Here is a 12,726-nt window from a genome sequence, read left to right as displayed (position 1 = left end):
AGATCGTCAGACGAGTTCGCCCAGCGTCGCGGCGTCGAAGCCCTTCAGCTTGGCAGTCTCGCCCTCGCGCACCTTGGCGACCCAGTCGGGATCGGCGATAAGCGCGCGGCCCACGGCGATCAGGTCGAATTCGTCGCGTTCCATGCGCGCGACAAGGCCGTCCAGAGCGGTGGAGGTGGAGCTTTCGCCGCCGAACGCGGCCATAAAGTCGCCGGAAAGGCCGACCGAGCCGACGCTGATGGTGGCGGCACCGGTGAGCTTCTTGGCCCAGCCCGCGAAGTTCAGGCCGTTCTCGCCGTCGATCTCGGCAAATTCAGGCTCCCAGAAGCGACGCTGCGAGCAGTGGAGCACGTCCACCCCGGCATCGACGAGGGGTTGCAACCAGTCCGCCATCAGGTCGGGCGTCTCGGCCAGGCGGGCGCGATAGTCCTGCTGCTTCCACTGGCTCAGGCGCAGGATGATCGGATAGTCGGGACCAACCGCCTCGCGCACGGCGGCAACGACTTCACCGGCAAAGCGCGACCGCTCGCGGATCGAGGCGCCGCCATAGCGATCCGCGCGCTCGTTGGTGCCGGACCAGAAGAACTGGTCGATCAGATAGCCATGCGCGCCGTGGATCTCGACCGTGTCGAAGCCGAGCCGCTTGGAAGCGGCAGCGGCGCGGGCGAAGGCGGACACGGTGTCGGCGATGTCCTCCTCGCTCATGGCTGCGCCGCGCGGCTGGGAAGGAGCGAGCAGGCCGGAGGGGCTTTCGACCGGCACGCCGGGATCCCAGCCGTCCGGGCCGACGGTGGAGCCGGTGTGCCAGATCTGCGGGCCCATCTTGCCGCCCGCCGCGTGCACCGCGCCGATCACGTCCGTCCAGCCGGCCAGTGCGGTTTCGCCATGGAACAGGGGAATACCCGCCATGTTGCGCGAAGCGGGGCGGTCGATCACCGTGCCTTCCGAGAGGATCAGACCCACGCCGCCTTCGGCCCGGCGCTGGTAATAGGCGGCCTGCGGGGTGCCGGGAATGCCTTCGGGTGCGAAGCCGCGCGTCATCGGCGCCATGATGATCCGATTGGGAAGGTCGAGCGATCGGATGCTGAACGGGCGGAACAGGACTTCGGTATCAGGTGCCGACATGCAGGCAGGTCTCCATTGAAACGATAGGGCCCTTAGGTATAAACTGGAAACCTAGCGTCAATGAGGCACCTTCAATCGCCTAGGTATACTGGAGTAAACCACTTGCCCGAATGCCAGCATTTCGACATCGGCTGCCCGAGCCGGCAACTGTTCGACCAGATTGCCGACAAATGGTCGATGATGGTCCTGACCGTGCTGGATCCCGGCCCGATGCGTTTCAATGCGATCAAGCGTCACATGGAAGGCGTGACGCAGAAGGCGTTGACGCAGTGCCTGCGCAAGCTGGAGCGCAATGGCCTGCTGTCCCGCCGGGTGATACCCAGTTCCCCGGTCGGCGTGGAGTACGAGATAACCACGCTGGGCCGCTCCCTCCACGCGCCCTTCAAGGCGCTTTACCGATGGACGCTGGACAATCTCGACGAAGTGGAACGATCGCGCGAAGCCTTCGATCTGCGCGCGGCCTAGGACTTATGAAGTCGGTCGCTTATGGCCGAAAATGCGGTTTCAAGTCTCAGAGCTTGTAAGGATTTCCAGGCAGCAGCCGTCCGGTTAGCGGCTCGTCGAGATCCGGCACGCTCATCTCCACACGGTCGCCGGTGATGGAGATACTGGCGCATTCGGTGTCGTGGTTTGCCTGTGAGGGTTTCTCGAAGACGCAGAGCAATCCGTCTTCGCTGATCCGCCACTTTTGCTGCGTGACCTTCTGGCCTTCGCCGTGTTCGCGCATGCGCGCGATGCCGTTCGGCTTGAGGAAGATCACAAGCTCGCCCGGAAGCTGCGTATCGTCTTCCTCCACGGTATTCCCGGCGAGTTTTTCGACGGCGGCCCGGCCGGTCAATGCCTGCGGTTCTTCGCTGCCGGCGATGACAGGCACACTTGCCGCGGCGAGGATCGCCAGTCCCAAACTGATGTCCGTCATCTATGAGTTCCTGTTATCCGGTCGGAATCCCACCCGAGAGGCTGATCGATATCGAAAAAACCGGATTCGCGAAACGCTCTTGCAGGGTTCGGGGTGCGGGACCGAAAGGAGCCGATAAAAAAGGGCGGCTCGTTCAAGCCGCCCTTTTTCCGTATCTTCGTCCGACCTGCCTCGGTGGCTGGCGTCAATGCCAGTCGGAACGAAAGTCGTCAGATCAGAACTTCATGCCGAGGCCGACGAGGCCAAGGTCTGCGTCAGGCGTGTTGTCGCCGACGATCAGGTGCTTGTATTCGGCCTTGCCGTAGAACCGACTGCCGAGATCCTGCTGGATGCCGCCACCCACGCCGACGGCACTGTTGCCGTACTTGGAGAACTTCGACTGCCAGGTCGAAGCGGCATAGAGCTTGGTGGCCGGGGTAAGCTTCACGCCGGCGCGGCCGCCCACGCCCCACGAGACGCGGGTGTTGTCGGCCAGCACCTTGTCTGCCGAACCTTCGACGCCGACGAAGAACTTGTCGTTCAGATCGTAGTCGTAACCGATGGCGCCGCCCGCCACGGCTTCGCTGTCGCTACCGTCCCAGATCACGCCGGTGCGCGCTTCGACGCGGGTCTCGTTCGCAAGAGCGGGCGAGGCGGCGGCGACGGCAGCAACTGCGGCGAGCGAAACAAGTGCAATACGCATATTCAAACTCCAGTATCTTTCTAACCCGGCCCTCTTCCGGGGTAGCCACCCACTGGACGGGGCGGCCTTGCACCGAAGTGAACAAGTCATTCTGATGACAGTCAGATTTCCGGGCACCGTACGGGTTGGTTCGCTATTTAAAGGCGGTTTCCTGCGGAGTTCGGCGGTGATGGCGATGGCGGGACGCTCGATCCTGCGTTCAAAACTGAGCTGTGGATAAACCCGGTGAATTTTGAGGATAAGTGGTGGAGGAAATGCCGCGACGCCCAGAACTCCCCGATTTCCGCCATCGTCCGGGCGGAATTGTAAAAGGATGCTTCTGCAAGGAGAGGAAAAGATGCTGGCCAAGAAGGCATAGGCAAGCGCGCATCCTTTGCTTATGAGGTGCCGCCATGGACGATAATCTCCGCCGCGCCGCCCTCGATTACCACCTTCATCCGCAGCCGGGTAAGCTCCGCATCGAGCCGACCAAGCGCATGGTCAACCAGCGGGATCTGGCCCTGGCCTATTCTCCGGGCGTCGCCGCGCCCTGCCTGGAGATCGCCGCCGATCCCGACAAGGCGCTGGACTATACCGCGCGCGGCAATCTGGTTGCGGTGATCTCCAACGGAACCGCCGTGCTGGGCCTTGGCGCGATCGGCGCGCTGGCCTCGAAGCCGGTGATGGAAGGCAAGGCCGTCCTCTTCAAGAAGTTCGCGGATATCGATGTGTTCGACATCGAGGTGGACACGACCGACCCCGACAAGTTCGTTGAGGCCGTGGCCCTGCTCGAACCGACGTTCGGCGGCATCAACCTGGAAGACATCAAGGCTCCCGAATGCTTCGCCATCGAGGCGCGGCTCAAGGAGCGCATGAACATCCCGGTGTTCCATGACGACCAGCACGGCACCGCCATCGTCGTTGCCGCCGCCGTCCGCAACGCGCTGGTGCTTCAGGGCAAGACCCTGGCAGAGGCCAAGCTCGTCACGTCGGGCGCGGGCGCTGCGGCGCTGGCCTGCGTGGATCTGCTGGTCTCGATGGGCCTTCCGGTCGAGAACGTCACCCTGACCGACAAGGACGGCGTCATTCATTCGGGGCGCGAAGGCATGCTGCCGAACATGGCGCGCTATGCCCGCGAGACCAATGCGCGCTCGCTGCCCGAAGTGCTGCCCGGCGCGAACCTTTTCCTCGGACTTTCGGCGCCCGGCGTGCTCAAGCAGGAGTGGCTGCCGCTGATGGCGCCCAATCCGCTGATCTTCGCATTGGCCAATCCGGAGCCGGAAATCCGGCCCGAACTGGCGCGCGAAGTCAGGCCGGACGCGATCATCGCCACCGGCCGCTCGGACTATCCGAACCAGGTCAACAACGTCCTGTGCTTCCCCTATATCTTCCGCGGTGCTCTCGATGTGGGCGCCACCGCCATCAACGAGGAGATGAAGGCGGCTGCTGCCGAGGCGATTGCCGCGCTTGCTCGCCTTCCGGCGCACGACAGCGTCGCGCAGGCCTATGGCGGCCGGAAGCTTGTGTTCGGCCCGGAATACATCATCCCGACGCCGTTCGATCCCCGCCTGATCGGTGAGATCGCCACTGCCGTCGCCAGGGCGGCGATGGCCAGCGGCGTGGCCCGCAAGACCATCGACCTTGACGAGTACAAGCGCAAGCTGACCCGCCAGAACACCCGTTCCGGCCAGCTCATGCTGCCGGTGTTCGAGGCGGCGCGCGGCTCCGGCTGCCGCATCGTCTACGGCGAAGGCGAAGACGAGCGCGTGCTGCGCGCCGTTCAGGACGTGCTGGACGAAGGCATCGCCCGTCCCACTATCGTTGCCCGCCGCCGCCTCCTGAAAGAAAAGCTGCCGAACCTCGGCCTGGGCTTCGAACTGGACCGCGACGTCGAAGTGATCGATCCGGAAACCGACCACGAAGTCATGGCCGAACTGGTCGAGGCTTACCGCGCGGTCGCCTCGCGCAAGGGCGTCCCTTCGGACGAGATTCTGCGTCATGTCTATCGCCGCCCGACGCTGACGGCCGCGCTCATGCTGCGCACCGGTCGTGTCGATGCGGCGCTGGTAGGTGGACGTTCCGAGTATTGGGGCCAGATCGAGCATGTCCTTCGCGTGATCGACCGGGCGCCGGGCAGCAGCCGCGTCTATGCGCTGTCGGGCCTGATCCTGGACGCCGGGGCGCTGTTCATCACCGATACCCACATGGTGCCGGACCCCACGCCCGAACAGCTGGCGGAGATGGCGCAGCTTGGCGCGACCCAGCTCAAGCATTTCGGCTTGCGTCCGCGTGTGGCCCTGCTTTCGCACTCGAACTTCGGCGCGTCGCACAGTCCCAGTGCGCGCAAGATGCGGGCGGCGCTCGATATCGTGAAGGCCGCCGCGCCGGACCTGCGGGTGGACGGCGAAATGCACGCCGATGCCGCGCTGAGCCAGGCCCTGCGCGATCGCCTGGTACCCGATGCGCGGTTCGAGGGACCGGCCAACCTGCTGGTCATGCCAAACCTCGATGCGGCGAACATCACGCTCACCGCGCTTTCGGCGTCGTCAAGCTCGCCCACCGTCGGGCCGATCCTGATGGGCCTTTCGCAGCCGATCCACGTTCTGACGCCGGGCGTGACGGCACGCGGCATCCTCAACCTCTCGGCCATAGCGGCTGCGGGGCTGGACCAAGGCTGAGGCTATCGGCGGCGCCAAGGCAACCCTTGACGCCGCCGTTGCCCTTCCGCTCCTGCGCGGGTTATCGCGCTACGGCGCGTGGATGGGCTCCGAATGCGCGGACATAGGCACGCGTCAGGCTTGCCGCATTGGCATAGCCAAGGCGAAAAGCCACTTCCTGAAGCGGAACGCCGCGCTCAAGCCAGCCGTCCACGTGATGCATGCGCAGTTGATGATGCCATTCGCCGGGCGATAGGCCGGTCTCCTCGCGGAAGGCGCGCGTGAACGTGCGACGGCTCATGCTGGCAAGCGCCGCCCAACCGTCAAGGTCCAGAGGCTGCGCGGGTTTCTTATAGAGCGCGTCGCAGATCGTCCGCAAACGCGGCGATCGGGGCATGAGCGGGGAGATCGCGCCGATGTCCCGCGCCCGCCCGATCTCGTCGAGCACCAGGTCTGAAAGCGATTGTCGCCGCATGATGCTTGAGGTTTCCGCTTCTTTCAGCAAGGCTTCCACCAAGGCGTGGAGCAGGGGGGATATGGTGATCACCCGCACTTCGGCAGGCTGGGGGGCGGCTTCGATATCGACGTAGAAGGCATTGTAGGCGGCCGGGCCGCGACATGTGACTTCGTGCTCTACACCGGCCGGTATCCAGACGCCGCGTCCGGGAGCCAGGAAGATCCTGCGCCCGCCGGCCTGCACGATCGAGTATCCTTCGATGCGATAGGAGAACTGTGCCCGATCGTGGGAGTGGGGCGGATCGTAGTAGCCGTTCGCCTGTCGGCCATGGAAAGGCGCGATCGTCCGGTCTCGCGGCAGATCATGGCTGCGAATCTCGACCGGCGGCATATCGGGGGCAGGGGCATTCATGGCGGATCGACCTTCGTTGCATGCACGCTGGGCCAAAGAAGCACCGATCGGGCCAAACGCCTCTGACATTATTGCGAATGCTTCTCAAGATAAATAGGGCGCCTCTCGACCTCGGCGGGCAGATCGCAGCGATACGTCAGCGAACTGATCTGGCCGGAAGGATAACGAGCGGAGGACACATGTTGAGAACGATGAGGCGCGCCATGGCGTCGGGTTGCGCATTGATGGCGCTGGCGGCGGCAAGCGCTCAGGCGCAGACGACGGACGGCGAGGCGGATGCCAAAGGCGATCGCCTGGGCGAGATTCTCGTCACCGGGCAGACCGACGGCTATCAGACCGGCGCGACCAATACCGCGGCGAAGCTGCCGCTGACCCTGCGCGAGACGCCGCAATCGGTGACCGTGATCACCCGCCAGCGGATCGAGGATTTCAACCTCATCACCGTACAGGACGTGCTGGAACAGACGCCGGGCGTCTCCGTCCAGTCATACGACAGCAACCGCACGCGGTTCCAGGCACGCGGCTTCACGATCACCAATTTCCAGCTGGACGGCGTTCCTTCCAACTTCAACGTCGGCGCCAGCGGCAACAGCGTTATGCCGGATACCTCGATCTTCGAGCGTATCGAGGTCGTGCGCGGTGCAGCCGGACTGGTCACGGGCACCGGCGATCCTTCGGCTACGATCAACCTCGTCCGCAAGCGGCCCACGCAGGATCTCAAGGCCAATGTCAGTCTGAACTACGGTTCCTGGGACTATGTCCGCGCCGAGGCGGATGTCGGTGGGCCGCTCATCGCCAGCGGCAAGATCCGCGCCCGCGCCGTTGCCGCCTATACCAGCCGGGGCAGCTACCTCGATTTCCAGCGTGATACCTCGCCCAGCCTCTATGGCGTGGTTGAAGCGGACATCACCGATACCACCCGTCTGCGCGCCGGGGTGGACTATCTCAGCACCGACAGCAAGGGCGGCTCCTGGAGCGCGGTTCCGCTGTTCTTCAGCGACGGATCGCGCACCGACCTGCCGCGCTCCTACAGCGCCGCCGCGCGCTGGAACCGTTGGCAGCGCGAGAACACCAATGCCTTCGCGGTGCTGGAGCAGGAGATCGGCCGCTGGGTCGCGCGCCTGGCCTACAACCACCGCTGGACCGACACCGAGAGCCTGTTGTTCGCAGGCTCCAACAGCAACTTCTTCCCGAACCGCGAAACCGGGCTGGGCCTCAATGTCGTCAATACCTATGGGATATCCCATACGCGCGAGGACTCGTTCGACGGCTATGCGACCGGGCCGCTGGCCTTGTTCGGCCGGGAGCACGAGGTGGTGCTGGGCGTCAACCACTACGACCGCGAGCTGGAGAACGTCGCCACCACGCTGACGCCCGCCTACGGCCTGCCGAGCTTCACCGTGAACCGCGTGACCTACACGGCATTTCCCAGCATCTTTACCTGGGACGGCGACGTGCCGCGCCCGACGACGGTCGATCGCGGCTTCCCCTCCAGCACCGACCGCACGCGCCAGACCAGCCTCTACGGCGCCGTTCGCCTCAATCCCTTCGACGGGCTGAAGGTGATCCTGGGTGGCCGCTATACCGATGTCGATACCACGGCGCGGACCTTCAGCACGGCAGCGGCCACTGCCGGCGAACTGACCCGTACGACGAAGACCGGCGACAACAAGTTCTCACCTTACGCCGGGGTGGTCTGGGATCTGACCTCGTCGATCTCCGCTTTCGCGAGCTATGCCCAGGTCTTCACGGTACAGACCCAGCGCGACGTGAACTACGAACAGCTCGCCCCGCTGACGGGCACGAATTACGAATTCGGCTTCAAGGGCGAATTCTTCGACAAGCGCCTCTATGCCGCCGTCAGCGGCTTCCACATGAAGCAGGACAATGTCGCCGAACTGATCCAGGGCGCGGATCCCTTTCCGGACGGCACGTCGCCCTATCGCGCCGTTAGCGGCGTGAAGACCTGGGGCGCGGAACTGGAGGTTGCGGGATCGGTGACGCCGGACTGGCGCATCGCCGGTGGCTACACTTATGTGCACAGCGAGAACGCAGACGGCAGTCGCTTCTCGCCCGATACGCCGCAGCACCTGGCCAAGCTCAACACCACCTACAAGATCGGTGCCCTGACCCTGGGCGGAGGCGGAACCTGGCAGAGCCGGATCTACCGATCCATGCCGATCCCGACCGGCGCGTTCCAGAGCAACGGCCAACCCGTGACGGCCACGGGCGCCGTTTCGCAAGGCAGCTACGTCCTGCTCGATCTCCTCATGCGATACGACCTGTCTCCCAATGTCAGCATCGGCGTCAACGCCACGAACGTGCTCGACAAGACCTATTATCGCAACGTCGGCTTCTTCAACGCTGGCTGGTACGGTCAGCCGCGCCGGGTGCTCGCCAACTTGCGCTGGCATTTCTGAGGCAAATCATCCGGGGGAGCACGCTCCCCCGGAAACCGTTCTGATCCGTGCGAAAATCCAATACCCGAGTAAGCGCCATCTTTTCCGTCTGATGGATCACGGCGCTTCCTGAAAGCCAGCGACCCTGCGTCGAGCGCATCATCGCTCCGCAATCTTTCGCTGCCCTATTACCTCGCAGCTTTGCCTTGACCGTGCCATCCTTGGTGCGGTTGCCCTTGCTTGCTCAAAAGAATTGCAGGCGTGCGAATTTTGCAATTGTCGCGCACTACATAATATCGTATACGATATCTCAATTCAGAGAGAGTAGGAAGAAGTTACATGGCAATTGGTTGGAAGGGCGTGTTCCCGGCAGTTACGACGCAGCTCCGTGAGGACCTGTCGATCGATCTCGCCGATACCCAGCGCGTCGTCGACGATCTCATCAACGACGGCGTAACCGGCGTGATCGCGCTCGGCACCGTGGGTGAGAACAACTCGCTCGAATTCGAAGAAAAGGTCCAGGTTCTCTCGGCCATCGTCGAAGCCGTGAACGGCCGCGTTCCGGTGGTTACCGGCACTTCCGAATTCGATACGCGCCGCGCTGTCCGCTACGCCCAGGCCGCCGAAAAGGCCGGTGCAGACGGCCTCATGCTGCTGCCGCCGATGGTCTACGTGACCAAGCCGCACGAACTCGTCGCCCACTTCAAGGGCGTTGCCGAGCAGACCGGCCTGCCGATCATGCTCTACAACAACCCGCCAGCCTACCGCACCGTGATCGACAAGGAAGTCCTTGCCGCCCTGGTGGACGTGAAGAACATCGTCGCCGTCAAGGAATCGGCCCCCGATACCCGCCGCTTCACCGACTTCCGCAACGAGTTCGGCGATCGCTACACCCTGTTCGCCGGTCTCGACGACGTGGCTCTCGAAGGCCTCTACCTCGGCGCCCAGGGCTGGGTTTCGGGCCTCACCAATGCTTTCCCGAAGGAATCGGTGGAACTGGTCAAGGCTTTCGAGCGTGGCGATCACGCCAAGGCGATGGAAATCTACCGCTGGTTCATGCCGCTGCTTCACCTCGATGCCGACCACGATCTGGTCCAGTCGATCAAGCTGGCCGAACAGGTCATGGGTCGCGGTTCGGAGCGCGTCCTGCCTCCGCGCTACGTCCTTGAGGGCGAACGCCGCGCTCAGGTGATCGCGATGGTCGAAAAGGCCGCCGCTACCCGTCCCGACCTGACGGTCGCGGCAGCAGCATAAGGGAGCGTCGATGCGGCACACTTTCTTCTGCATCGACGGCCATACAGCCGGTAACCCCGTTCGCCTTGTGGCGGGCGGGGCTCCGCTGTTGAAGGGCGCCTCCATGTCCGAACGGCGCCAGGATTTCCTGTCGCGCTTCGACTGGATTCGCACCGGCCTGTGCTTCGAACCGCGCGGGCACGACATGATGTCAGGCGGTTTCCTTTATCCGCCGACCGATGCCGCCAACGACATCGGCATCCTGTTCATCGAGACATCCGGCTGCCTGCCGATGTGCGGCCATGGCACCATTGGCATGGTGACCTTCGGCCTGGAGCACGGACTGATCCAGCCCGCCACGCCGGGCAAGCTGCGCGTTGAGGTTCCCGCGGGCGTGATCGAGATCGCCTACGAGACGGAAGGTCCGAAAGTAACGTCGGTGCGCATCACCAATGTCCCCGCCTATGTCGCCGAGCGCGGCATCGAGGTGGACGTGGAGGGCATCGGTCCGCTAACCATCGACGTGTCCTACGGCGGCAACTATTACGCCATCGTCGAGCCGCAGGGCAATTACACCGGCCTCGACGACCTCGGTGCCTCGCGCATCGTCGAGCTTTCGGGCCGCATTCGCGAAGCGGTGCGCGCGAAGTACGAGCCGGTACACCCGCTCGATTCCACGATCCGCGGCGTCAGCCACGTGCTCTGGGCCGACAAGCCCAAACATGACGGCGCCGATGGCCGCAACGCCGTGTTCTACGGCGACAAGGCGATCGACCGCAGCCCTTGCGGCACCGGCACTTCTGCCCGCATCGCGCACCTCCACGCCACCGGCCGCCTGAAGGTGGGCGAGCGTTTCGTGCATGAAAGCTACATCTGCAGCCGTTTCATCGGCCGGGTGGAGCAGGAAGTCATGCTGGGCGACAAGCCGGCGATCATTCCCTCGATCGAGGGTTCGGCCATCGCCACCGGCTTCAACACCATCTGGATCGACCAGGCCGATCCCTTCTGGGCCGGTTTCCAGGTCACCTGATACCCCACGGGAGAGGAGCGCCCGCGTGCTCCTCTTCCGTTTTCAGCGTTCCGCCCGTTCGAGCGGGATGACGAAAGGCATCGGCCCGGCCATGTCGACGTGGCTGGTCACGCCGTAGACCGCCCGAAGGCGCTCGGCCGTGAGGACGTCCCGAGGCGCGCCGTCGGCAACGAGTTCGCCGTCATTCACCAGCAGCAGCCGGTCGCAATAACGAGCCGCCATCGTCAGGTCGTGCAGCACCGCGACGACCAGCTTGCCGTCATGCGCCTCGCGCGCGAGCAGGTCCATGACGTCGATCTGATGACCGGGATCGAGAGAGGCGAGCGGTTCGTCCACGACCAGCGCCGGGGCACCGACCGCGAGAGCGCGGGCCAGCATGGCGCGGGCACGTTCGCCTCCGGACAGCTCGGTCGCCACGCGGGCGGCCAGCTCCGTCACGTCGGCGCGGGCCATGGCCTCTTGCACGGCGGCCTCGTCGGCCTCTGAAATCCGCGACATCGGGCCGAGATGCGGCAAGCGGCCGAGTGCGACGAGGCGCTCCACCGTAAGCGGCCAATGCAGGGTCTGCCCTTGCGGCAGATAGGCGACGCGCCGTGCCAGATCGCGGGGCTGGAACCGCGAAAGGGGCTCCCCATCCACGCAGACCGTGCCGTCCGCCAGGGGAGCGAGGCCGAGCATGGCCCGGACCAGGGTGGACTTGCCCGCACCGTTCGGCCCGATGATCCCCACCAGAGCACCGGGCCGGAGCGTAGCGGAAAGGCCGCGCAGAACCTCGCGGCGGCCGAGGCGGACATGCAGGTTTTCGATGGAGATGGTCACCACAGGCGGCGTTCCCGAAGCAGGTGGAAGAGAAACACCGGCACGCCGAGGAAGGCCGTCACCACGCCCAGCTTCAGTTCGGCATCGGTGGGGATCAGGCGCACGAGAATGTCGGCGGCGGTCAGCAGCACCGCGCCGCCCAGCATGGACGGCAGGAGCAGGGCGGAAGGGCTGCGGTCGGTCAGAGGACGGATGAGGTGCGGCACGATCAGGCCGACGAAGCCGATGGCGCCCGATACCGCCACGGCGCCGCCCACGCCGATCGCCACGCCCAGCATCAACCGGTTGCGCGTAAGGCGCAGGTCGACGCCCAGCGAGCGCGCACCGTCCTCGCCGAGAGACAGGGCGTCGAGCGCACGAGGATTGGCCAGAAGCAATGCCGCGCCGATGGCCACGCAGGGCAGGGCGATCCAGACATGCTCCATCGCCCGGTTCTCGATCGAGCCGAGCAGCCAGGACATGATCTCCATGGCCGCGAAGGGATTGGGCGAAAGGTTGAGCGCCAGGCTGATCCCGGCACCGGCCAGCGTCGAGACCGCGATCCCGGCGAGGATCAGGCTCAGCGGGCTTTCAGATCTTCCGGCCAGGGCGAACAGCAGGGCGATCGAGAGCAGGCCGGTGGCGATGGCAAGCAGGGGCAGCATCACCGGATGCCATTCGGACAGCCCGAAGTAGAGCGCTATGACCGCTCCCAGTGCCGAGGCGTTGGACGCACCGAGAACCGAGGGTTCGGCCAGTGGATTGCGCAAATAGCCCTGGAGGACCGCGCCGGCCAGGCCGAGCATGGCGCCCACCATCAGGCCGATAAGTGTGCGGGGCAGGCGCAGTTCGAGCAGGATCGCGCGCGCCACCCGATCGTTGCCGGGATCGGTTAACGCGGCGGCGATCCGGCCCCATCCCAGTGATACCGGTCCTACGCCCAGCGAGACGAAAGCCACCGCGACAAGCGCAATTGCCAGCAACGGTATCAGGGCCGGATGGCGCCGAAAGGACGGGGGGATGGCCCGGGGGATGG

11 protein-coding genes are annotated in these 12,726 nt (G+C 64.8%); 5 read left to right on the top strand and 6 right to left on the bottom strand.

The window, feature by feature from the left end; all coding sequences use genetic code 11:
- Positions 1–6: 6 nt before the first annotated feature.
- Positions 7–1,125: an NADH:flavin oxidoreductase gene (locus ACI3K3_RS21260; protein WP_404917350.1), complete on the bottom strand. Its 1,119-nt coding sequence runs from the start codon at positions 1,123–1,125 to the stop codon at positions 7–9.
- A gap of 102 nt (positions 1,126–1,227) precedes the next feature.
- On the opposite strand from ACI3K3_RS21260, the gene ACI3K3_RS21255 reads away from it, so the two are divergent.
- Positions 1,228–1,590, top strand: coding sequence for a winged helix-turn-helix transcriptional regulator (locus tag ACI3K3_RS21255; protein WP_404917348.1), 363 nt, complete (start codon positions 1,228–1,230; stop codon positions 1,588–1,590).
- 46 nt (positions 1,591–1,636) lie between these two features.
- On the opposite strand, the gene ACI3K3_RS21250 is transcribed toward ACI3K3_RS21255, so the two are convergent.
- Both ACI3K3_RS21250 and ACI3K3_RS21245 read right to left on the bottom strand, forming a co-directional pair.
- Complete coding sequence (locus ACI3K3_RS21250; protein ID WP_404917346.1) at positions 1,637–2,044, bottom strand: hypothetical protein; 408 nt, start codon at positions 2,042–2,044, stop codon at positions 1,637–1,639.
- A 214-nt stretch (positions 2,045–2,258) separates the two neighbouring features.
- Positions 2,259–2,726, bottom strand: a complete 468-nt coding sequence (locus ACI3K3_RS21245) for an outer membrane protein (RefSeq protein ID WP_404917344.1) — start codon at positions 2,724–2,726, stop codon at positions 2,259–2,261.
- A gap of 392 nt (positions 2,727–3,118) precedes the next feature.
- Between ACI3K3_RS21245 and ACI3K3_RS21240 the strand changes: the two genes are divergently transcribed.
- Entirely contained in the window at positions 3,119–5,383 is a 2,265-nt protein-coding gene (locus tag ACI3K3_RS21240; RefSeq protein WP_404917342.1) for an NADP-dependent malic enzyme, read from the top strand.
- A 61-nt stretch (positions 5,384–5,444) separates the two neighbouring features.
- Here ACI3K3_RS21240 and ACI3K3_RS21235 read toward each other — a convergent pair whose 3' ends face one another.
- Positions 5,445–6,230, bottom strand: coding sequence for a helix-turn-helix domain-containing protein (locus ACI3K3_RS21235; protein ID WP_404917340.1), 786 nt, complete (start codon positions 6,228–6,230; stop codon positions 5,445–5,447).
- Between the two features lie 203 nt (positions 6,231–6,433).
- On the opposite strand from ACI3K3_RS21235, the gene ACI3K3_RS21230 reads away from it, so the two are divergent.
- The 3 genes from ACI3K3_RS21230 (at position 6,434) to ACI3K3_RS21220 (ending at position 10,892) form a co-directional block, all read left to right on the top strand.
- On the top strand, positions 6,434–8,650 hold the full coding sequence (locus ACI3K3_RS21230) for a TonB-dependent siderophore receptor (protein ID WP_404917338.1): 2,217 nt from the start codon (positions 6,434–6,436) through the stop codon (positions 8,648–8,650).
- Positions 8,651–8,968: 318 nt separating this feature from the next.
- The gene (locus ACI3K3_RS21225; RefSeq protein WP_313436973.1) at positions 8,969–9,883 is read left to right on the top strand and encodes a dihydrodipicolinate synthase family protein; all 915 of its coding nucleotides are present in this window, start codon (positions 8,969–8,971) and stop codon (positions 9,881–9,883) included.
- Positions 9,884–9,893: 10 nt separating this feature from the next.
- Positions 9,894–10,892, top strand: a complete 999-nt coding sequence (locus tag ACI3K3_RS21220) for a 4-hydroxyproline epimerase (protein WP_404917336.1) — start codon at positions 9,894–9,896, stop codon at positions 10,890–10,892.
- A 42-nt stretch (positions 10,893–10,934) separates the two neighbouring features.
- Here ACI3K3_RS21220 and ACI3K3_RS21215 read toward each other — a convergent pair whose 3' ends face one another.
- Both ACI3K3_RS21215 and ACI3K3_RS21210 read right to left on the bottom strand, forming a co-directional pair.
- On the bottom strand, positions 10,935–11,714 hold the full coding sequence (locus ACI3K3_RS21215) for an ABC transporter ATP-binding protein (protein WP_404917334.1): 780 nt from the start codon (positions 11,712–11,714) through the stop codon (positions 10,935–10,937).
- Positions 11,708–12,724, bottom strand: a complete 1,017-nt coding sequence (locus ACI3K3_RS21210; protein ID WP_404917332.1) for a FecCD family ABC transporter permease — start codon at positions 12,722–12,724, stop codon at positions 11,708–11,710. Before ACI3K3_RS21210 ends, ACI3K3_RS21215 begins: the two co-directional genes overlap by 7 nt.
- Positions 12,725–12,726 lie beyond the last annotated feature (2 nt).

Source organism: Novosphingobium sp. ZW T3_23, from assembly GCF_044987305.1.
In the GTDB taxonomy this organism is placed as follows: Bacteria; Pseudomonadota; Alphaproteobacteria; order Sphingomonadales; family Sphingomonadaceae; genus Novosphingobium.
Note: the sequence above shows the minus strand (reverse complement) of the source record. Positions and strands in the feature narration are given on the sequence as shown.

Bases quoted from the DNA above. Each gene is read 5' to 3' on its own strand.
- ACI3K3_RS21240 (WP_404917342.1), top strand. From the start codon at position 3,119: ATGGACGATAATCTCCGCCGCGCCGCCCTCGATTACCACCTTCATCCG.
- ACI3K3_RS21230 (WP_404917338.1), top strand. From the start codon at position 6,434: ATGGCGTCGGGTTGCGCATTGATGGCGCTGGCGGCGGCAAGCGCTCAG.
- ACI3K3_RS21245 (WP_404917344.1), bottom strand. From the start codon at position 2,726: ATGCGTATTGCACTTGTTTCGCTCGCCGCAGTTGCTGCCGTCGCCGCC.
- ACI3K3_RS21225 (WP_313436973.1), top strand. From the start codon at position 8,969: ATGGCAATTGGTTGGAAGGGCGTGTTCCCGGCAGTTACGACGCAGCTC.
- ACI3K3_RS21250 (WP_404917346.1), bottom strand. From the start codon at position 2,044: ATGACGGACATCAGTTTGGGACTGGCGATCCTCGCCGCGGCAAGTGTG.
- ACI3K3_RS21260 (WP_404917350.1), bottom strand. From the start codon at position 1,125: ATGTCGGCACCTGATACCGAAGTCCTGTTCCGCCCGTTCAGCATCCGA.
- ACI3K3_RS21235 (WP_404917340.1), bottom strand. From the start codon at position 6,230: ATGAATGCCCCTGCCCCCGATATGCCGCCGGTCGAGATTCGCAGCCAT.
- ACI3K3_RS21220 (WP_404917336.1), top strand. From the start codon at position 9,894: ATGCGGCACACTTTCTTCTGCATCGACGGCCATACAGCCGGTAACCCC.